This window comes from Flagellimonas sp. 2504JD4-2, from assembly GCF_053642935.1.
The window spans coordinates 260,543-283,218 of record NZ_JBSIOV010000004.1; the positions used below are offsets into that span (position 1 = coordinate 260,543).

Annotated in this window: 19 protein-coding genes; 17 read left to right on the plus strand and 2 right to left on the minus strand. The window is 38.5% G+C overall.

Going from position 1 to position 22,676, the window contains the following annotated elements; translation table 11 throughout:
• Window positions 1-4 precede the first annotated feature (4 nt).
• The 16 genes from ACULLH_RS16490 to ACULLH_RS16565 all read left to right on the plus strand — a co-directional run bounded on the left by ACULLH_RS16490 (window position 5) and on the right by ACULLH_RS16565 (window position 20,039).
• Entirely contained in the window at window positions 5-535 is a 531-nt protein-coding gene (locus tag ACULLH_RS16490; RefSeq protein ID WP_454089852.1) for a YHS domain-containing (seleno)protein, read from the plus strand.
• A gap of 20 nt (window positions 536-555) precedes the next feature.
• Window positions 556-1,029: a GlcG/HbpS family heme-binding protein gene (locus ACULLH_RS16495; RefSeq protein ID WP_454089853.1), complete on the plus strand. Its 474-nt coding sequence runs from the start codon at window positions 556-558 to the stop codon at window positions 1,027-1,029.
• Between the two features lie 3 nt (window positions 1,030-1,032).
• A complete protein-coding gene (locus ACULLH_RS16500) occupies window positions 1,033-2,685 on the plus strand; it encodes an SMP-30/gluconolactonase/LRE family protein (RefSeq protein WP_454089854.1) in 1,653 nt (550 codons plus the stop codon).
• A 4-nt stretch (window positions 2,686-2,689) separates the two neighbouring features.
• Window positions 2,690-3,511, plus strand: coding sequence for an SDR family oxidoreductase (locus tag ACULLH_RS16505; RefSeq protein WP_454089855.1), 822 nt, complete (start codon window positions 2,690-2,692; stop codon window positions 3,509-3,511).
• A 9-nt stretch (window positions 3,512-3,520) separates the two neighbouring features.
• Window positions 3,521-6,166, plus strand: a complete 2,646-nt coding sequence (locus ACULLH_RS16510) for an MGH1-like glycoside hydrolase domain-containing protein (protein ID WP_454089856.1) — start codon at window positions 3,521-3,523, stop codon at window positions 6,164-6,166.
• 4 nt (window positions 6,167-6,170) lie between these two features.
• Window positions 6,171-7,277, plus strand: coding sequence for an SMP-30/gluconolactonase/LRE family protein (locus ACULLH_RS16515; protein ID WP_454089857.1), 1,107 nt, complete (start codon window positions 6,171-6,173; stop codon window positions 7,275-7,277).
• Between the two features lie 14 nt (window positions 7,278-7,291).
• Window positions 7,292-9,244, plus strand: coding sequence for an amylo-alpha-1,6-glucosidase (locus ACULLH_RS16520; RefSeq protein WP_454089858.1), 1,953 nt, complete (start codon window positions 7,292-7,294; stop codon window positions 9,242-9,244).
• A 2-nt stretch (window positions 9,245-9,246) separates the two neighbouring features.
• Window positions 9,247-10,404, plus strand: coding sequence for an MFS transporter (locus ACULLH_RS16525; protein ID WP_454089859.1), 1,158 nt, complete (start codon window positions 9,247-9,249; stop codon window positions 10,402-10,404).
• Complete coding sequence (locus ACULLH_RS16530; RefSeq protein WP_454089860.1) at window positions 10,401-11,096, plus strand: SDR family NAD(P)-dependent oxidoreductase; 696 nt, start codon at window positions 10,401-10,403, stop codon at window positions 11,094-11,096. Before ACULLH_RS16525 ends, ACULLH_RS16530 begins: the two co-directional genes overlap by 4 nt.
• Entirely contained in the window at window positions 11,096-11,845 is a 750-nt protein-coding gene (locus ACULLH_RS16535; RefSeq protein WP_454089861.1) for an NAD(P)H-hydrate epimerase, read from the plus strand. Before ACULLH_RS16530 ends, ACULLH_RS16535 begins: the two co-directional genes overlap by 1 nt.
• Before the next feature lie 15 nt (window positions 11,846-11,860).
• Complete coding sequence (locus ACULLH_RS16540; protein WP_454089862.1) at window positions 11,861-12,757, plus strand: hypothetical protein; 897 nt, start codon at window positions 11,861-11,863, stop codon at window positions 12,755-12,757.
• Between the two features lie 38 nt (window positions 12,758-12,795).
• Entirely contained in the window at window positions 12,796-16,323 is a 3,528-nt protein-coding gene (locus ACULLH_RS16545; RefSeq protein ID WP_454089863.1) for a metallophosphatase, read from the plus strand.
• Between the two features lie 30 nt (window positions 16,324-16,353).
• Window positions 16,354-17,133 (plus strand): hypothetical protein, encoded by a 780-nt coding sequence (locus ACULLH_RS16550; protein WP_454089864.1) that lies wholly within the window; start codon window positions 16,354-16,356, stop codon window positions 17,131-17,133.
• 22 nt (window positions 17,134-17,155) lie between these two features.
• On the plus strand, window positions 17,156-18,013 hold the full coding sequence (locus ACULLH_RS16555) for a sulfite exporter TauE/SafE family protein (RefSeq protein WP_454089865.1): 858 nt from the start codon (window positions 17,156-17,158) through the stop codon (window positions 18,011-18,013).
• Window positions 18,014-18,149: 136 nt separating this feature from the next.
• Window positions 18,150-18,887 (plus strand): isochorismatase family protein, encoded by a 738-nt coding sequence (locus tag ACULLH_RS16560; protein ID WP_454089866.1) that lies wholly within the window; start codon window positions 18,150-18,152, stop codon window positions 18,885-18,887.
• Window positions 18,888-19,421: 534 nt separating this feature from the next.
• Window positions 19,422-20,039 carry a Pycsar system effector family protein gene (locus tag ACULLH_RS16565; protein ID WP_454089867.1) on the plus strand — a complete coding sequence of 206 codons (618 nt, stop codon included), beginning with the start codon at window positions 19,422-19,424 and terminating at the stop codon, window positions 20,037-20,039.
• Window positions 20,040-20,362: 323 nt separating this feature from the next.
• On the opposite strand, the gene ACULLH_RS16570 is transcribed toward ACULLH_RS16565, so the two are convergent.
• Window positions 20,363-21,091, minus strand: coding sequence for a DUF2490 domain-containing protein (locus ACULLH_RS16570; protein ID WP_454089868.1), 729 nt, complete (start codon window positions 21,089-21,091; stop codon window positions 20,363-20,365).
• Entirely contained in the window at window positions 21,091-21,600 is a 510-nt protein-coding gene (locus ACULLH_RS16575) for a hypothetical protein (protein WP_454089869.1), read from the minus strand. The genes ACULLH_RS16570 and ACULLH_RS16575 overlap by 1 nt, the downstream gene beginning before the upstream one ends.
• A 153-nt stretch (window positions 21,601-21,753) precedes the next feature.
• Here ACULLH_RS16575 and ACULLH_RS16580 point away from each other — a divergent pair, with 153 nt between their 5' ends.
• On the plus strand, window positions 21,754-22,317 hold the full coding sequence (locus ACULLH_RS16580; protein WP_454089870.1) for an RNA polymerase sigma factor: 564 nt from the start codon (window positions 21,754-21,756) through the stop codon (window positions 22,315-22,317).
• Window positions 22,318-22,676: the final 359 nt, after the last annotated feature.

The window sequence follows — 22,676 nt, forward strand, 5'->3', positions numbered from 1 at the left end:
CTATATGAAAACGACAAAAATTTTCACGTTAACAGCAACCTTGTTGTTTGCTTTGAGTTCTTGCTCACAAAAATGCGATAAACCATTTCCGGAGGGCAAGCACTTGATAAATACGGATGAGGCTGGCCGAAACATAGCAATGGAGGGTATTGACCTTGTTTCTTTTTTTAATGGAAGTCCTTTGAAAGGTACTGATGCCTACTCTTTTTCGTATGAGGGTATAACGTACCTGTTTGCCTCACAGGATCATAAAAATGCTTTTGCTGAAAATCCTGCCAAATTCATGCCCCAGTATGGTGGTTTTTGTGCGGTTGCTATGTTCTTTGGAAAAGCCGAGGAACTACAGACCTACAACTTGTACCATGTAGTTGATGGCAAGTTATATTTCAACAAGAATGAAAAGGCAAAGAAAATGTGGGACAAGAAGACCCCAGAAGTTATTATCCAACAATCTGATAAAAATTGGAACTGTGTCCTAACAGATTTAGGATTGGATATAACAGAACCCTATAAGGAACCAGAAAGTATTAAATAAACATCAAAATAAACATCAAAATGAAAAAGCTAAGATTATTTACCATGTTCGCCGCTATTTTGGCAATAGGATCAATACACGCACAGGTTGAGAATTCATACAGCCTTACTTTGGAAGGAGCAAAGAAAATAATGAAAGCTGCCACCGACTATGCAAAAGCGAATAATGCACCGGGGGGTGCCATTGCCATTGTTGATGCGGGAGGACACGTAATCCTATTGGAACGGTTGACCGGTACCTTTCCTGCAGCTTCAGAGGTTTCCATAGGAAAAGCTAGAACAGCAGCTACCTTCACCTTTGAGTCCAAAAAATTAGAAGATGCAATAATTGGAGGAAGAACCTCATTGATTACGGTGGGCCATAATATGCTACGTGGCGGAATCCCTATCAAATATAAAGGACATGTTGTTGGTGGTATAGGAGTTAGTGGAGCTGCCAGTGCAGACCAGGATGTTCAAATAGCCGAAGCGGGAGCAAGAGCGAAATTCGACTAAAATATGATCCAGCAGAGAAAAGTTTGTACTGTCCTTGGGATTTTAATTTCTCTGGGTTGCCTAAAAGCCCAGGAAAGTAGGGAATTGGTTGTAGATAACCCTGACGTCATTATCGATTTGAGGACAAAGGAAGGGGTTGAAATGTTGAAAACTGCTTGGAAGTATAGCGATGTGGCAATTGTTGATGATACATTTGGGGCGCCGGGTCCATCCGATAATGACCCTTTAGCACTTTACCCAACCGGAAAAAAACAGGCTACATGGAACATTGAGCCAAAGGCAGGTGGCAATAATTTTAATGATTCTGGCTGGGAAACTATAGACCCTACTAGTCTAGAAGAAAGACGTTGCCCTGGAAGACTTTGTTTCAATTGGTATCGATTGAACATCACCATTCCAGAGAATATAGACGGATACGACCCTACTGGTTCCACAGTTTTCTTTGAAATAGTCATAGACGATTATTCGGAGATTTGGGTTGATGGTAAATTAGATAAAACCTTCGGTCAGTCTGGAAATGGAATGATAAAAGGTTTCAACGCAAGGAACAGGGTTATCCTAACCAATAATGCAAGACCAGGGGATACTCACCAATTGGCTATACTGGGTATTAATGGTCCCATAGCTGATATTCCGGACAATTACATCTGGATTCGTTCGGCCACGGTTGATTTTCACAAACAATATACCGTCAATGATGATTGGAAAGAACTAGGGTCGGTTGTGGTTTCTCAACCTGAGCTCAATAAGGTTATTGATGTAAATGCAAAAATCGAAAAACTGGCAGAAGGTTTCCAGTTTATTGAGGGGCCGGTATGGCATCCAGATGGTTATCTTCTGTTTAGTGATCCTAATGCCAATGTGATATACAAGTATAGTCCAAAAACTAAAAATGTAGAGGTACATATCACCAAATCAGGATATACAGGCACCGATATTGGTAAAATACATCAACCTGGTTCTAACGGATTGACATTAGATGCCAATGGAAGATTGTTCGTTGCCCAACACGGTAATCGCAGAATTATCAAACATGAAAGAAAAGGTCCTATTACGGTAATTACGGACAATCACGAAGGTAAACGGTTGAACAGCCCAAATGATTTGGTGTTTAAGTCAGACGGCACGCTATACTTTACTGATCCGCCTTATGGTCTGGAAAAGAATTATAACGATCCTAAAAAGGAGACACCATATCAAGGAGTTTATCGGGTAAAAAATGGTAGGACAGAACTCTTATCTGATAGGGTGGGTGGACCCAACGGTATCGCTTTCTCACCAGATGAGAAATACTTGTACGTGAGTAATTGGGACATTAGAGATGTGATGAATTCCAAAAAGCTATATCGATTTCAGGTAAACCGAGATGGAACCTTGGAAGAACCAGAATTGTTCTACGAAATGAACCAAACAAATCAAGTAGAGGCTTTGGATGGTGTAAAAGTGGATTTAAAAGGGAATGTTTTCGTTTCCGCCCCTGGTGGGGTATGGATTATATCTCCATCGGGCAAGCTACTAGGAAAAATAATTGGCCCTGAAAGACCTGCCAATATGGCTTGGGGGGATGATGGCAAAACACTTTATCTAACTGCACACACAGGATTATATAAAATTAAAACAAAAATAGGCGGTAAAATGCCAGGATTTAAAAACTGAAAGAATGTATCAAAAACCAAATAAAAGATTGTTGGGGCAAACAGCAATTGTTACAGGAGCTAATTCCGGAATTGGTCAAGCTGTCGCTGAATCCCTTGGTAAGGATGGAGCCAATGTAGTGATAAATTATATATCAAATCCAGAGGCCGCAGAGGAAATTGCACATAATATTTGTTCAGATGAGCTCTGTGGTCAGGGTATTGCTATAAAGGCCGATGTTAGTAAGGAGGATCAGGTTGAAAGAATGTTCAAGCAGGCCATTGATCATTTTGGAACGATTGATATTTGTGTGCCAAACGCAGGCTTGCAACGTGATTTTCCAATGCATGAAATGCCCTTGAAGGAATGGCAATTTGTTATTGATGTTAACTTGACTGGTCAATTTCTCTGCTGTAGGGAAGCTATACGAGAGTTTTTGAGAAGAGGTATGAGGCCTGAAGTTTCTGCCGCCTTGGGCAAAATCATCCACATGAGTTCCGTTCATGAGGTTATTCCTTGGGCAGGCCACGCTAATTATGCAGCTTCAAAAGGAGCTATTGTAATGCTGATGAAGTCAATAGCCCAAGAGTACGGGCCAAAAAAGATAAGAGCTAACAGTATTGCCCCAGGCGCAATACAAACACCCATTAATCGGGATGCATGGGAAACCCCAGAGGCCATTGAAAAATTGAACGAGCTTATACCTTATAAACGTATTGGTAAACCCACGGATATTGGTGCAGCGGCTGCATGGCTGGCTTCGGATGAATCAGACTATATAAATGGATCTACAATTTTTGTTGATGGTGCTATGACCTGCTACCCTGGGTTTACTACTAACGGTTAATAACTTAAGATGGGAAAATCTAAAACAGTTGAGGATCTAAGATTACAGGAAAATTATTCTGGCAAGAAGAATTGGCTTAAATGGGGGCCATACCTTAGCGAACGTCAATGGGGTACGGTAAGGGAAGATTATAGTGAACATGGGGAGGCTTGGGACTATTTTCCCCATGACCATGCACGGAGCAGGGTCTATCGTTGGGGTGAGGACGGCATTGCAGGAATCACAGATGAGCATAACGCCATATGTTTTGCCATAGGCCTTTGGAATGGAAAAGATCCAATTATAAAAGAACGCATTTTTGGATTAACCGGTCCAGAGGGTAACCATGGAGAGGATTGCAAAGAATTGTACTATTATCTAGATAGCACTCCCACACATTCGTACATGAAACATCTGTACAAGTATCCACAAAATGAATATCCATATGGAGATTTATTGAGTACCAACAAAAATCGTGGTAAACAAGATTTGGAGTATGAAGTTTTAGATTCAGGTGCTTTCAATGAAAATAGATATTTTGATGTATTTACAGAGTATGCCAAGGCGGATGATGAAGATATCCTGATAAAAATATCCGTCCATAATCGTGGTCCTGAAGCTGCTGAGATTACTGTACTCCCTACCTTATGGCTTAGAAACCTTTGGAGTTTTGGGCAAGCCGATGGCGAACATATTATCAAAAAGAAAAAAGCTACGGCAAAATATGGATCCGTCCAATTATCGCATCCAAAATTGGGAGATTATCACCTGTATTTTGAACAGCCTCATCAGTGGATGTTCACTAACAACGAAACCAACAAAAAAAAGTTATATGGCATAGAGAATGAATCGCCCTATGTTAAAGATTTGTTTCACGATGCCATTATTGGGAGAAACTATGAGCTTACAGAGGCCGTTGAGAAAGGAACCAAGTTCGCTCCCATGTTTCAAGAGAAGGTAGAAGCTGGTGCTAAAGTTGAGTTTAGACTTCGATTTTCGAAAAAGGAGCACTCCGGTAATCCATTGAACTTAGAATTTGATACTGTTTTTAGGTTACGGTTGGAAGAGGCAGACTCCTTTTACAGGCAATTTCAGCACGGTCCATGTGAGGACACGGCCAACATTCAAAGACAAGCCTTTGCTGGAATGCTTTGGTCTAAACAATACTTCAACTTAGATATGGAAACATGGCTCAAAGGAGACCCAGGACAACCGGAGCCTCCCAAAGAACGAATGTCGGGCCGAAATAGCAACTGGAAAACGTTGAATAACGAGGATATAATATCTATGCCAGATAAGTGGGAATATCCTTGGTACGCAGCTTGGGATCTGGCCTTTCACTGTGTCCCGCTTGCAATGGTTGATGCTGATTTTGCCAAACAACAGTTAATCTTGATCGTTCGGGAATGGTATATGGCACCCAATGGGCAAATCCCTGCCTATGAATGGGCATTTTCTGACGTAAATCCCCCAGTTCAGGCATGGGCAGCTTTTAAAGTATATGAAATTGACAAGAAAAAAACAGGAAAGGGAGATGTTGAGTTTTTAAAACGGGTGTTCAATAAATTGTCATTGAACTTTACCTGGTGGGTCAATCGCAAGGATAGAAGTGAAAATAACGTGTTCGATGGCGGTTTTTTAGGCTTGGACAATATAGGGGTGTTTGATCGCAGCAGTCAAATACCGGGAGGAGGTTATTTGGAACAAGCGGATGGTACGGCTTGGATGGCGATGTACTGTTTGAACATGCTTCAGATGGCAACAGAAATTGCTATGGAAGATGCTTCCTATGAGGATATGTGTACTAAATATTTTGAGCACTTTGTGCATATTGCAGCTTCTTTAAACCGTATAGGAGATGATTGGTTGGGAAGTTGGGACGAACATGATGGATTCTTTTATGATGTTCTGGTATTACCAAGCAACTCCTACATTCCCATTAAGGTAAGGTCCTTAGTAGGTCTAATGACCTTGAATGCCGTTTTGGTCCTGAGCAGTGACAAGCTTAAGAAATTAAAGAATTTTCAACAGGGGATCAAATGGTTCAGAAAACATCGTCAAATACATGGGAAATATTTGGTTATTGAGGAGTTGAAAGAAGGTGAAGATGTTCTTCTTTCCCTGGTTCCAAAAAAACGTATGGAAAAACTCCTGAACGCATTACTTGATGAAAAAGAGTTTTTAAGTACATGTGGTATAAGGGCACTTTCCAAAGCACATGAGATACCTTATTCTATTATGATAGCTGGGGAAACGTTCGATGTAAAATATGACCCAGCGGAATCTTCAACCCATTTGTTCGGAGGCAACTCAAACTGGAGGGGACCAATTTGGATGCCTATGAACTTTTTGTTTGTACAATCACTGTTGGAATATCATAAATATTATGGAAACAATTTTAAGGTCCATTTTCCTACCGGTTCAAAAAACATGTTCAACTTAAAACAACTGAGTGATGAAATTAACAATCGTTTGGTGAGTATTTTTAAACAAGATGAGGATGGTAATCGACCAGTACACGCCCTCAATGAAGACTGGTATAGGGATGAGTATTTTAAGAATTTGATTTTGTTCTATGAATATTTTGATGGTGACAATGGGCGTGGTGTAGGCGCTACGCACCAAACAGGGTGGACCGGATGTGTTGCCCATCTTATTGATCAATCATGTTGGTAAGTATATGAGATTGTTTTTGATAAAATATAGAACTAAAGTACTTCAATGCCTGCTTATCAAGGCGCTAATAGTAGGGTTACATCTATTTACTTTTTCATCATGCAGACAGGTCGATAAAAAACCCATTAAGGAGAAAATTGGAACAGGAAACTTGGAGGTGGCTGTAAGGAGTTATCGAAAAATTGGCAGTATTGAAAGGATTTCACCTGAACTAGATGCCATTGTTCCAATTGAGGCCGAAATTGAAGTTTTGGGTGAAGGAATGTCCTGGGCAGAAGGTCCCTTATGGATACCTCATAAACAATGGGTTCTTTGTTCTGATGTAAAAGAGAACAGAATTCACAGATGGTCCGAGAAGAATGGTTTTGAGATTTATCTGGAACCTTCTGGGTTTACTGGAGACAACACGGATAGCAGGGAACGGGGCTCAAATGGACTGGCTCTGGATAAAGCAGGTCGCTTGGTTCTGTGCCAGCATGGAAATAGACAAGTAGTGAGAATGAATGCTCCATTGGAAGACCCTAAAGCGAACTTTGAAATTATCGCAGACAATTTTGGTGGATGGCTACTGAACAGTCCCAATGATTTAGTATATGATAGCCACGGGAATCTTTTTTTTACAGATCCGCCCTATGGTTTGAGTGAAAAAATGATGGAAGACCCTAAAAAACAGCTTCCGTTCCAAGGCATATACCGATTGGATCAAAAAGGCGAGCTCAGTTTGCTGACAGATAAGATAAGCCGTCCGAACGGTCTTGCATTTTCACCAGACGAGAAAATATTATACGTATCCAATACCGATTCCAAGAAGGCCTCTTGGCTGGCGTTTGAGATGCTTGATAATGGTACTTTGGGAGGCATGAATGAAATTTTAAACGTTACTGACTTAATTGGAAAGGAAGTTGGTTTTCCCGATGGAATGAAAGTTGATGACCAAGGAAATATTTTCACAGCCGGACCAGGTGGAGTATGGATATTTAATGCTAAACATGAACTTATCGGAAAAATTAAACCTGGGGAATGGGTTTCAAATTGTGCATTTGATGAGGATTATAGTACACTTTATATCACGGCAGACGAGTATTTATTGAGGGTAAAGCTGAAAAACTAATAAAAGTTTCTAAAATGGATTTAAAAAATATTGAAATCAAGGATTTGCTTTCCATGGAATGGTTAGAAACTAATGGTCTTGGAAGTTATGCCTCATCTTCGATTTCCGGTGCAAATACTAGAAAATATCATGGCCTTTTAGTGGCTGCATTGAACCCTCCCACGGAAAGAAAGGTAATGGTCGCCAAATTGGAAGAACAAGTTTTAGTGGATGGGGACATTTCAGAGATTTCGGTTAACCAATATCCCGGTACCATGCACCCCCAAGGACACAAATATTTAAAATCTTTTGTACGACGACCGATCGCAACCTGGCAGTATCAAGGGAACAACTGGAAATTATCTAAAAAGATATTCATGGTCCCCAATAGTAATACCACCGTTGTTATTTATGAGAATGTTGGAAAAGAAGCTTTTAATTTGAAGGTAAATCCTTTGTTCGAGCATACGGATTACCATGCTACAATGCATGAGAACCAGTTTGATTTCTATTATGAAAAAATCAAATCTGGAATAAAAATATATGCATATCCTGATAGTCCTGCCTTGTATATGCAATGGACGCGAAGCAACTTTACAGAAGACAGAACATGGTATAAAAATATAGAGCTCTTCAAGGAACAATATAGAGGACAGGATTTTAGAGAGGACTACTATCAACTTGGATTTCTTGATTCCAAGCTAGCACCTGGACAAAAGGCTTCACTCCTTTTTACTACAGAAGAGGGAATGACAGTTAAACGATATTCGGATCTGCAAAGAATAACAGAAAGGTTTGTCTCAAGTTTAAGGTCCAATGAGACAAAAGATGATTTTTATAATGACCTATTGGTTTCAGGTAACCAATTTGTGGTCAACCGGACATCCACAGAGTCAAAATCCATAATAGCAGGCTATCATTGGTTTACCGATTGGGGCCGTGATACTATGATTGCTATGAGAGGCCTTACCATTGCAATTGGTGATCAAGACACCTCAAAGTCCATATTGTCGACTTTCTTAAAGTATGTTGATAAAGGGATGCTACCTAATCGTTTCCCAGATTATGATGGTCAAGATGTAGAGTATAACACAATCGACGCCACCCTTTGGCTTTTTGTTGCGATGTACGAATATCAGATGAAGTTCGGTGACGATGCATTCATAAGGGATAACATGGAAAAGCTTGAAGAAATATTACTTTGTCATATTGAGGGTACCAGATATAACATTCATTTGACCGAGGAAGGATTTATCTGGGGAGGAGAGGAAAACTGGCAGCTCACCTGGATGGATGCAAAAGTAGGTGATTATGTGGTGACTCCACGGATAGGCTGTCCAATAGAAATCAACGCCTTATGGTACAACGCCATGTGCATTTATGAGCACTTTTGTAGTGGATGTGATATTAAAATCCATAGAGAAATAGTATTAACTAAGCAGAATTTTCTCAAAAACTTCAAAAGAAAGTTTTTAAACGAAAACGGTTATTTAAATGATGTAGTTACCAAAAATGGTGTAGATAGTAGCTTTAGACCTAATCAAATCTATGCTGTGAGCCTTCCTTTTCATATACTTTCAAGAAAAGAGGAAAAAGAAATTATTAAACAAATAGGTGATAAAATGTTGACTGGATATGGGTTGAGAACCCTTGACCAAGAAAATAAGGATTTTGTACCCCATTACGGTGGAAATCAATGGCAAAGGGATACTGCGTACCATCAAGGTACGGTTTGGCCATTTTTGCTTATGGAATTCTGGCAAGCATATTTGAAGGTGTACGGTTTTTCTACCAAGGCAAAAAAGGAAGTGGTCAATGGCTTAAAACCCCTTAAAGCTCACTTTTATACTTCAGATTGCCTACATGGCATTTCTGAAATATTTGACGGGCTAGAGCCCAATGAGGGTAGAGGTTGCATACAGCAGGCTTGGTCAGTTTCCGCCCTTGTTAAACTTTATTCGGAGCACAACCTATATCAGATTAAGTAATCATGAAAACACAAAAAGTTTTAGCGGTGTATTTTAGTGGATTTTTGGTAGGGGTTGCCCTGGTTTTGTTTCCTGCTGCTGGTAATTTGTTCGTGGACAATACGTTCCATGGTTTTTCAAGTGCCCAATATGGGAGTATTTTCATACCTCAAATTGCATTTGCCATTGTCTCCTCGTTGAGCGCACCGAAGATTGCAGAATGTATCGGCATGAAAAAAATCATGCTATATGGGTTGTTCAGTTTGTTTTTGTCAATGTTTTTGCTGTTCACCTCCAACTGGTTAATGGAAGGTACATTAGATTATTGGGTAATTCTTTTGGCAACCACATTTATAGGGACGGGGTTTGGGTTTACGATTACAGCGCTCAACCCGTTTGCCTATAATTTGTTTCCAGGCAAGGAGACATCTGCGGTAACGGCAATGCATATTATGCTGGGACTTGGCACCGCGAGTTCCGCAATTCTTTTGAACACCTTTATGAATCTTGGATTTTGGTGGGGAGCCCCAGCTTTGGTGACCACTTTTTCCCTGATAATGTTCTTTTTTACCCTGTTCACTCCATTGGAATTGTCCCTTGAGGAAAGCGAAGAGAATTTAGGTGATGGTAGAATTCCGAAAAGGATTTGGCTTTTTGCTTTAGCAGTGTTCTTATATGGTACTTGTGAAGCTACTTTTGGTAATTTCGGTTCTGTCTTTTTGGAACAGGAGGGAGGATTGTCATTGACCAAGGCTTCAATTGGTCTATCACTTTTTTGGGGAGGGATAACGGTCGGAAGAGTCTTTTTTACGTTCGTGGCACTAAAATTTTCCACAAGAGTATTGTACATAATAGCCCCCTTTTTGGTTAGCGTTGTTTTTTTTATGTTGCCTTTTGCAACAAGTGAATTGGTATTGTTGGTTTGTATGGCCCTTGGGGGGCTGGGCCTTTCATTTCTATTTCCCAAATCAATCAGTGCAGCAACTGATGAATTCCCTAAGTACGCCACGTTGATTTCAGGGGCATTGGTTGCATCTATTCAGTTGGGTACTGGGCTTAGTTCAAACGTACTAGGGATTTTTAGCAAATACTATTCACTGTCAACTTTATTCCAGTTCTCATCGCTATATGCCTTGATTCTTGGACTATTGATTACATATCTAATGATTTCAAAAAAATGAAAAAGACTATAATAATTACTGGAGCAGCCGGCAATCTGGGAAGAACAATAACGTCCAAATTATTGGAGCAAGGTTATGCTGTAAACGCGGTCCTCGGACCTTCAGATAATCCGGATTTTATTAAACATCAAAACCTTGTTTCGAACAGTGTCAATTTACTGAACCAAGATGACAGCAATGAATTCATTCATTACGTTACGGATTATCTCAGAGAGGACGTAGAGGCACTAATATGCCTTGTTGGTGGATTTGCGACTGGAAACATAGAAGATACTGGGTCAGACTCAATCCAAAGGATGATTGACTTGAATTTTAAAACCGCTTACCATGTAGTTAGACCTATGATTGGGTACTGTAAGAAACATGGAAAACCGCTTAAGGTAATTTTGATTGGTTCCCGTCCGGCAATAAGCCCTAGTGAAGGAAAGAACCTAGTTGCCTATGGGTTGTCAAAATCATTGTTGGTCCAATTGGCGGAATACATCAACATAGAAACCAATGAAACCGGAATAAATGTATCGGTAATCGTGCCAAGTACTATGGATACTCCTGGAACCCGGGCAGCGATGCCCAATGCGCAGCCTGGTGATTGGGTGCCTTTGGAAGAGGTATATGAGACTATTTTCTTTGTTCTTTCAAATGCCGGTGGGATGATGCGTGAACCTATTTATAAACTATATAATAAAGCGTAATGATGTCAGATTATATCAAAAATGTGCACGGGGAGTATTTAAAAATCGATACAAAACAAATGATTGAGGTTGATCGATTAATGATGGAAGATTATCATATAGACCTTATTCAAATGATGGAAAATGCTGGTAGATGTTTAGCCATACTTACCAGGGAACGAATATTCAAAGGAGATGTGAGCAACAAAAAAATTGTGGTATTGGCCGGGACCGGAGGAAATGGGGGTGGTGCTTTGGTCGCTGCCAGAAGACTACATGGTTGGGGCGCCAAAATAAGAGTTGTGGTAACTGGAGCAGAAAAAGATTTTACCCCCATCCCATTACACCAATACCTTATATTGAAACGTATGGGACTCCCAATATTCAACTCCAAGGAACTTGATGGATTGGAGGATGTTGAGGCCATATTGGATGGGGTCATTGGTTATAGCCTAAATGGGAATCCATACGGGGCCGCAGCCGAAATGATTTCTTGGGCTAATAGTCAATCTGCACCTAAAATCTCATTGGATACGCCTTCTGGTCTTGACTTAACATCAGGTACTCTGTATACCCCAATAATAAATTCGACCGCTACTTTAACCTTGGCTATGCCTAAGATTGGACTGTTCCAAGAGAAGGCAAAAAAGGTAGTTGGGGAATTATATTTAGGAGACATTAGCGTGCCTAGAGAGCTATATCAGGAGAAAACCCTTGATTTGAAAGCTACCAACATCTTCCGTCACAGCGATATTGTCCGCATTGCATAACAATATGATATAATTATGAGAACAAACAATAGTATAGTTTTTTTGCTAACGTCGGAGTTAGAAATCTACGAAGATAAATTTTTTGAGCCTCTGGGACCCAACAATGAAATATTATTGGAATATAATATTAATAATGCAATTGAATCGGGGTTTAATAATATGGTTTTTATAACCCAAAAAAGTATCAGGCAAAAAATTGCCCGGGGTATAGGAGCTAAATTTAAAAGCCGGGTACGGATTCATTGGATATCTACAAGTCCTGGTAAGAATAGATTTAGTTTGTTGGAAAGAATTCCGAGTGAAAACTTTAGCTATGGTACTTACGCTCTTTGGAAGGCTAAGAAATATATAGATGGCCAATTTTTGGTGATAAATGGGCTATTTTATTATGGCAAGGAATTATATAGGGAGGCAATAAGTTTTATGAACTCAAACAGGAAAATGTTTGCTGTGTTGAGTTCGCCATTGGGAGCAACCTTGTCCCCATTTGGTGGTGTCGACAGAAGCATTTGCATTACTAAAGGTGGAAGTGATTGTTTGAAAAAAATTGTGGATGCAAGGAAAATTAGGAAACAAAACCAAAACCATTACATAGAACATTCGGCCAAAAGTTTATTAAAACTTTCCGAGGAAATACTTGCTACTACCGGGGTCTTTTGTCTGAATTTGAATTACTTCAAAATTTATAGGGAATTTCTTGAGTCGGATATGAGAAGAACGTCACAACCAGACAAGAAAGCGACCATTACAACATTGATTAACCTTGCCCTGAGGAAAAAGCAATGTCAAGTTAAGGCAATTACGGTCAATTCAAACTGGTTCAGTATCAAGTACAAACCCGAAAGGGTACTTGCCATTTCCAAAATCAAGGAAATTGTGAATACAAGTCAGCAAACAAAAATTTTTGCATAGAACTTAAAAAGGAACCTTAATTTTTATAAAACAATAACATGACGATATCAAAACAAATAGGTATTCTAATCATAATGATTATCCCTCTTTTTTATTCGGTGGATTTAGCAGGACAGGAAACAACGATTTATATTTCTGCAAATACAGGTGATGAAGAATTGGGAAATGAGGTTTTAAGTACCATGGCATCAAAGAAAGGTGAAAATCAGATTTTGCTGCTGCTTGGAAATATTGTTGGTGAAGAGGGAAACAAAAATGAGAACTCAATCATAAACCAAATGAGACTCTGGGACACATTTGACGGGAGAGTGATTGTTACACCGGGTAGGAGAGAATGGCATCCGGAAGGACACAGAAGTGTTACTGAAACCGAAAAATACCTTCAAAAGAACAGCAAGGCAAAATTTTACCCTAACCATGGATGCCCAATTAAAAAGGAAGATCTTGCAGATGATATTGTTCTAATAATCGTTGACTCCCAATGGTTTATGGAAGATTGGGATAAATATCCTTATATAAATAACAACTGTGATATTAAAAATAGAAATCTGTTTTTTCTAGAGTTTGAAAGCATAATGAAAAAATCAGTTGGAAAGACCAAGATTGTGGCTATACATCACCCAATAGCCACCAATACAGTCACTGGCCTATTGAGTAAAACAGCCGGTCCATCCACGCAAGATTATCAAAACCAGCAATATCGCTCTCTGAGAAAACGATTGACAACTTTGTCCCAAAAGTTTGACGATATAATTTTTGTATCTGGTCTGGACAAGAATATGCAACTCATTTCCTTTCATGGAATACCACAAATTATTAGCGGAAGTGCAAAGAACACCAAACGAGCCAGGCCAAAAAACCAGGAAGACTATGCGGGAGCAAATAAAGGTTATGCTAAATTGGAAATCGATGAGCATGGACATTCTGTAGTAACTTTTATCGAAGTTAAAGATTCGTCCGAGGAAGTTCTTTTTACAAGAATTTTAAGCGATAAAAGAACAAAACGAGCCATTTCATCGGGGTATGCACCGAGGAGTAGTTATAGCGACACTCAAAAAGCTTCGGTATATGACCCGGAAGAAACTACAAAAAGTAAACTATATAAGGGTTTGTGGGGAGCACATTACCGTGAATTCTATGGCCTTTCGGTCGAAGCTCCAGTAGTGTTTTTAGATACATTGTATGGAGGTTTGTCACCTTTACGTGTGGGCGGGGGACATCAAACTAAATCCCTAAGATTGGCAGATAAGAATGGAAAAGAATTCACGTTAAGGGCTTTAAAGAAGAGTGGTGTTCGTTTCCTCCAGACGACTGCATTTCAGGATTCGTATATAGAAGATAAGCTCAAAGGGAGCTTTGTTGATCGTTTTATAATGGATTTTTATACTACAGCGCATCCATATACACCTTTTGCAATAAGTGTGCTTTCCGATGCAGCTAAAATATATCATACCAATCCGCAATTATTCTATGTCCCCAAACAAGATGCACTTGGCACATTCAATACTGAATATGGTAATGAATTGTATATGATAGAAGAAAGGGTCGAGCCTAGTCAAAGGACGGTGGCTAGTTTTGGATCTCCGGATAACATTTTGAGCACAGATGAGGTGTTTGAGGAACTTGTCGAGACTGGGCAGGTCCATATAGACGAACCTTCTTATATAAGAGCGAGGATTTTTGATATGTTAATAGGTGATTGGGACAGGCATGAAGATCAATGGCGTTGGGCTGAATTTAAAAATGACAATGGGTCGAAGATAATAAAGCCAATACCTAGAGATAGAGATCAGGCTTTCTCCGTATTCGACGGGAGCATAATTTCGTTTTTGACTTGTGCTATACCTGATTTAAGAAAAATGCAATCTTACGACGCAGATTTGTCTAGTCCTAAATGGTTCAATTTTGAAACATATTATCTTGATTTGAATTTCATAAATGAATCGGATTGGAGTGAATGGGAAAGACAGGCAAAATATCTCCAGGAAAATCTTACCGATGATGTGATCAATGAGGCTTTCAAAAGACTTCCTGATGAGGTTCAAGGACAAAAAGTTGAAGAGATAAAGGAAAAGCTTAGGGGGCGGAGAGCTAATATTGTTGACCTTATCAGAGAGTACTATGAACATTATGCGAAATTCAAGATTGTATTGGGCAGTGAAATCGATGATCAATTTGAAATAACCAGAATGCCCAACGGCAAGACCAAAATAAAGGTGAGCAACAAAAAGGGAACAATATCTGAGCGAATCTTATCCAAAGATGAAACCAAAGAGGTATGGATTTATGGACTTGATGGCAAAGATATGTTCAAGGTAAATGGTAAAGGTAATTCTCCAATTCCTATAAAAATAGTCGGTGGTGAAAATAATGATACATATGATTTCAAAAACAAAAGAAGGGTAAAACTTTTTGATTACAAGAGCAAGAAGAATACCATTGTGGAAAATGGTTCGAGAAAACGTTTGGTTGATGATTATGATGTAAACAACTATGACCATAAAAAGGTTAAGGAGCATATAAATCAACTTTTTCCACTTCTTTCATTCAATCCGGACGATGGCTTGCGCATTGGTTTTATGGATAGATATTCCGTTAACGGTATTCATGGAAACCCATTTACTCAGCAACACAGTTTTGCTGGGGCATATTACACCGGGACATCCGGAGTTAACCTTTCCTATAAAGGAGAGTTTGCAAATATATTTCACAACTGGAATTTTGCTGTAGAGGCCTGGTACACCAGCTCGAACTTTGCAATGAACTTTTTTGGTGTCGGAAATGAAACGGAATATGATAAAGATTTGGTGGATTTGGATTTTAACAGAACACGAATTCAAAGAATAGGTTTCGCTCCATCAATTGTTTGGAAGGGAAGGGATGGTGGTTCATTCTATGTTAAACCCTTGTATGAATCGATTGAAGTAGAAGATACGGAAGGTAGGTTCATTAGCACTATACCCGAAGACGCCTCAATATTTGAAAGGCAGGATTATCTTGGAGGAGAGGTGAGTTATCAATACGGAAATAAGAATGACACTTCTTTTCCAACATATGGTTTTGAATTTGATCTTACAGCGGGGTTTAAATCTTATATTGGGGATATTGACGGAATAGACAATGAATTTGCCTATGTTTCCTCTAGTTTAGATTTTGATATAAGTCTTATTCCAAGCAATAATCTTGTATTGGCAACGGAATTAGGTGGAAAAGCCATATTTGGTGACAATTTCGAGTTTTACCATGGTGCAACTCTTGGTGGGGTTCATAGTTTAAGAGGATTCAGGAATGAACGGTTCAATGGTAAATATGCATATTACCAAAATACAGACCTACGGCTAAGGTTAGGAAGGTTAAAAGCTTCCTTTATTCCGTTGAAATACGGGTTTACAGGTGGTTTCGATTACGGTCGCGTTTGGGTTGAGGATGACAATTCGAATAAGTGGCATAATAGTTATGGCGCTTCATTTTGGGTAAGTGGACTTGATGCTTTCACTGCAAATTTGGGTTATTACAATAGCACAGATGGTGGACGGGTAGTCTTTGTTCTCGGTTTTCCATTTTAGTTAGAATGAAAGGTTGACAAATATGGTGTTATGAATATGATAAAAACCACACATTTAGTTGCTCAATATCTTGCTGCGGCCGGAATAAGTTTCTTGGAACCCAAAGAAGACGACAGCCATACAAGCTTAAAATTCAATATGGCTGACAAATCAATATATACATATCCATTAAATATTTATGGCGATACGATATCCTTTGATTATGCAGATTTTTGTATTCGTTGGAATTCGATTAATAATCATGGTGAACTAAACCTCAAATGGTGTACACATAAGAAGGTTCTGAAATGGATTGAAGATAGAGCAAAAATGTCGGGTATTCAGAAGCAATATAAGTACAAGTTCCATTATAAGCTACCGTATGCCATTAGGGAAGATTTTGTTTTTGAAATTACTGATGATAGGGGTTCCTTAATAAGATTGTCGGATATAAGAACATTGGGCCAATTATCCTTGGAATCTTTTATTTTAAATAGAAGGCTGGTGTCTGATGTTAGAATCTGGCCCCACCATTTTGATTCCGGGGCATACGTTCCCAATCTTGGCACAAATAAGAATTACGCGTTAAGCTTTGGACTGGCAATACCTGATAAACTGTTTTCCTCTTTTTATTTTTATATGGCTTTGTACGATGACGAAGGCCATACTAGTGTTGAAACAAAAACATTAGAACCGTTGAAAATTGGAAAATGGCTAGACACCGGTTTCAAAGGTGCGGTACTTCCAGTAGACGAAGTTACAAATGAAAGTGTAGCAACACATTTTTTTGATGAGGCTTATGAGATTTATAGAAGACGATATGATTTTTAAAGGATAGAAAATTTTAACTAAAATGGAAATAACAACTGAATTTTGGTATTTGCTTCCCATAGCCGTGGCGATATCAACTGTTTCTATGTCATCGGGTATTGGAGGCGCTGTATTTTTTTCGCCTCTTTTCATGATAGGCTTAGGGCTTGAACCAAAAATAGCTATAGGTGCTGCCTTGGCTACTGAACTTTTTGGTTTTGCATCGGGTCTTTTCGCTTATATGAGTGCCAAACTGATAGACTACAAATTAGGAATTAAGCTTTTGATTTTTTCAGTGCCATTTGCGCTGTTAGGAACATTGTATGGAAGTTTGATTCCGCCAATTATACTAAAATCCATTTTTGCGGTGGGATTGGTATTTATAGGGTATCAGCTATTTGCCTCATGGCGGAAGGAGGAAAGGGAAAAAATGGAGGCAAGTATTAAAAAAGAGTTTGCCAATGTTTATGAGACCAAATTGATTGACAAATATGGCAATGTATATAAGTATACGGTATGTAATAAAAGTATGGGGAAAATGTTTGCGGCACTTGGGGGAGCATTTGTTGGGATGATTTCGGTGGGCCTTGCAGAGCTCCAGGAGTATCATTTAGTTGCTAAATGTAAGGTTCCAACACAGGTTGCCGTTGCGACTTCCATCTTTGTCGTTGTCATGACCGTGTTGGTGGCCTCGGTGGGACATTTTTATGAATTTGCCACTGAGGATAGAAGAGTACTTCATGAAGTGATAAACCTTATTGTATTTACAATACCGGGAGTAATTATTGGAGGTCAATTGGGGCCGCGATTACAAAAAAAGATTCCAGCAGATAAGATGAAAATTGCAATTTCTTTGATTTTTATATTGGTTGGGATTTTTATGCTATATACTTTGGTTTAAGAATAATGGGAGTTGTGATTATATTTACCCACGCGGGTTAGGGGTTCCTATTTAAGCAGGGATTTGTTCAACTAACAGGTATAGCAATTGATAATATTGAGCTATAAAAATCATAAACTTAATTAAACATAAAAAAATGGAAAATAACTATAGTGATGGCTTGAATTACGTAGAACAATGGTTGCAAAACCTTGGGGAAACTGGATTGCCCGTTCCCGGATTTGAAATTGAAGTGGGGCGAACCGCTGTGGTAATTACAGACCCACAAAATGACTTTTTACACCCTTATGGTGTAGCTTGGGGAGCGGTAGGTGAAAGTGTTGTGGAAAACAATACGGTGGCCAACCTGAGAACCTTGATGGGGATAGCAGTAGAAGTTGGGATGCCATTATTTATAAGCCCACATTATTACTTCCCTACCGACCATAGATGGAAATTCGAAGGCGCCCTTGAAAAGCTAATGCACAATATTAAGATGTTCGATAGAAAAGGAGCGTTAAATCTTGATGGTTTTGAAGGTAGTGGTGCGGACTGGTTGGAAGAATTCAAGCCATATATCAATCACAAAGAGACTGTTGTTTGCAACCCTCACAAGGTTTATGGACCGGAGAACAATGATTTGGTGCTACAATTGCAGAAACGTAAGATTGATAAGGTAATTCTTGCTGGGATGTCAGCCAATCTTTGTGTTGAATCTCATTTGAGAGAACTCTTGGAAAGAGGTTTCGAGTGTGTGGTGGTAGCTGATGCTTCGGCTGCGGCAAAAGTTCCGGGTCTTAATGGAATGGATGCAGCGCTAATCAATTACACTATGCTTTCAAGCCAAGTCATGACGACCAAAGAAGCGGTTAGAATCATTGAAAAGGCAAAATAGAAGACATACTGATCAATTAGGTGTATGAATAACGGTGTGCGTCCATTACAAATGAAGGTTGCTGCAAAACTGGAGTATTGAAGACTGAATCCGCCACTATCTAAATATGTGCAGTGCTGGGTTAGTATATCGGCAACCTTTTGTACAAAGGAACTAATATAGGTGTTAAAAGATGTTTTCCGGTTCTAGGGTTGGCTGTCTTGTTCCAGATGTTCACAGACAAGACCAAAACATAGAGGTTAAATGCATCGTGGTCATTTTCTTAATCATTGCAGTATGCTTCTTTTTAAGAGCGGACCAAAGTAAAAGTGTTATTAGGGTCGGTAGATTGGATAGTCAGGAATCTTTAACATGGGATTGAAGAAATGACTTCAATTTGGATTTTGAAATCCAAATAAATTAATGGTATAATTCTGTTATAAAAGGAATATAAAATCAAAATTAGAATTATGGACGCAGAAGAATTAAATAAATATGTTTAAGATTTTCACAAAAATTAGAAATACAAAACAAAATCTATAATATACTTTCAACATGAACAAAAAGAATGAAGAAAAAGCAAAAGAGCATTTCCTCTTGCAAGAAATGAATATTGATAAGGATGAGCTAAAAACTCTAAAAAAGAAGCTTTCAAAGATTGAGCCACGTGCGGAACGTGGAGCTGAAACACTTTTTAGGCTCGTCTCGAAGAATCATTATACTTTGAACGTAATGGTTGACAAAAAATCCAGTATTCTAATTTCGGTTAATTCAATCATTCTTTCAATAATTATTGGAACTGTTTTACACCAGTTGGACACAGATCCACATTTGATTTTTCCTGCAATCACGATACTTGTATCTAATTTGATTTCAATTACTTATGCAATTCTGGCGACAAGACCAGAAATGGAACATGGAGAAAAAGAAACAAAGAACCTAATGTTTTTTGGCAACTACTTTAATATGAACGAAGAGGAGTATACCAATGAACTTGTCGACTTGATTTATCGTGGAGATGACCTGTATTATTCAATAGCCAAAGATACCTATCATCTAGGGAAATCCATCAATAGAAAGTTTAAGATGCTAAGACATTCATTTCATGTTTTTCTCGTAGGAATCATAGTTTCTGTGTTAGGGTTTGTTTTATGCCACCTATTGTTTATTTGATATTGGCGAATGAAGGCTTTTGGGCATTATTAACATGAATCGGATACAGGAAATCTACAATCGCTAACTAAACTTTAGGCCATGTTCTGGCCTACGCTATTTAATCCATTTGGGTGGGCATCCTTGTGACTCCTTGTTAAAAATGTAAGTATGCTTAGAGTGTGGCTATTCTTGTGGGTAGCCTTCACTTTTTTAGGGAAAGGCTACAGTATTTGTATATAAGTTTGGTTAAACAAAACTCACGGAATCGAGATCAACCATATCGTGTATTGCTGATAAAGATATTGTGACCTTGAGGCATTAAGTATATTAGTGCTGGCAAATTATTTTGGGTACCAAATAATATCAATAAAAAAAAGTGCATTTAAATCTTTGGATATGTTCATTACAGAAATTTTGGCCTCAGGGCCAATTTCGAACCTCCCAAATTTCGTTGAATTATAGCCCAGGCCTAAATAGAATTCATTGAGGTTATTGAAAGCTGTTCTTGGTTTTGTGGGCTGAACAAAATAACTGCTAATTGAATTCAAATAAAATTCGTTTGCATTTAAATGTTTTCCTTGTAAAGGTAGATCCCATCCAAGTGAATAGGAAAGACGTATTATGCCATTGAAAGCTCCACTGCCGCTTGTTGATTCAATTAAACGTTCCTCTGCTCTTAAATGATTTCTAATTCGGATGCTGCCCCAATGCGATATATGAACATATTGCTGAATAAGACGATGTTCCAAACGAATATCTCCCTTAAATGGGTCAATTAACCTAAAAAGGTAGCCGGATGTTAAATGGCTCCGGCTATTCAATTTAAAGCTTAACCCCGCAATAAATGTAAGATTGAGTACTTTTTTTGGAATTAGAACCTCTTCCAAATAGTCATCCACCAAATCTATTTCACTGAAAAATGAACCATTAAGACTAATCTTTTCTGAAATGGGCGTAGTATAGTTTATTCTCGGCAAAAACCCCAAATGAGTTAAATCCTGAGGATACAAATGCCCTGGAAAGAAAAGCAAATTGAAAGCTAGAACGACCAAAGTTTGTTTGCAGGGCATTAGTGAAAAATTGGGCCAAGGGGCTTTTCGGGTAATTTTTTCTGTGACTTGAATACTCCATTCGAAGTATAGATCAAAATGAGTTTTTTATGTTCGGTATTCAACTCAATTTTATAATTAAACCTCCCTTTTCTTATCTGGGTTTTGCAACTTGATATCTTATATTTTTTAAACCTCATGTCAAGATCATCTTCAATCAGGATGGAAATCTCTTTGGGGATGGTATTGAATTCAACAACTTTTTCGGTATGTGTTAATTCACCGTTCACATCGAATAGGATATAAGCGCTTTTTTTATTCTTTTTGAGCACAGCCTCAAAGCGAATTGAACTGTCAGCTTCTATGATTTTATAATATTTCACCTTATATCCAGAATATTTTTTTTTTATCAACTCGACAGCAGTCTTGGGAAGCATGTGTGGGTCGATTCTCCCTTCAAAAACAGGGAATTGTGCTTCAATGGATAAGAAGATGAAAAACATGGGAATTACCAGAGCTTTTTTAATCATATGGATGCTTATCGTGAAAGATAGGTTTTGAATGCAAATTAGATTGTTCTTTTTCTTTGAGGTGTCGGCTTGCCGACAGCACTGGAAGGAAAGAGCAATTAATTTTGAAGTATTCAAGAAGTAAAAGGTTTTCTTGATCAACAATCAAAGTTAATGAGAGCAACCAATATTTTTGATTTACAACCAGCTAAATGGGTTGAGCGTTATTCAGATTGTCTAGCCATTTATGCAAGTGCAAGAGTACCTCAAAACATGGTACAGGATATTGTACAAGAAACTTTTTATTCAGGTTTAAAATCTGCTAAAACCTATAAGTCCAAAGCTAAAGAAAGAACATGGCTGATCAGTATATTGAACCACAAAATTATAGACTACTATAGACGGGTAAATTCGAAAAAGGGGAAGGTCAATGAAAAGTTATTTTTGGAAGCTGATTACAATGATGGTTCTGTCAATCAGTTTGCGGATTTGAAGTTAGATGTAATTACTGGGGAAATTGTATATCAAACAAAAGAACTGATGTTGATAGTTGAGCAAGGGCTAATTGGCTTACCTAAATCTGAACGTTCAGTTTTTAAGCTTAGGTTTCATGGGTACAGTACGCCTGAAATATGTCAAATTCTGGAGATAAGTGAGAATTATTGTTGGGTGCTAATGTGTAAAGCTAAAAGCAAAATCAGGGATTATGTTGCCAAGAATGGATATGAGGTCGCCTAACGTGTTAGTTGGAAAATTTTGGATTAAGGGTCGTTGACCTCGTTTGTTTGCTAACTTGTTGCTTAGAGGCAAAATAAGGTTGTGGAAGAGGAGGTAGTCGCGTTCATTGGAAGTAAATCAAAGTGAGCTAAATTTATAAACGGGTTGTTTTGAATATACAAGAAATTGGGTATGTGTATGGAGATTAGCACTATTGAGATATGGAAGTGTATATATTCAAATTGGTTATTCATGCAATATTTAGAACGTTGAATTAACCAAATTCTATATTTCAAATGAGGTATAGATTATTTGGAGCGTGATGTTTAATTAATTTTAATAAACCAAAAGATTGTCCATTTAACATTTATAATCGATCC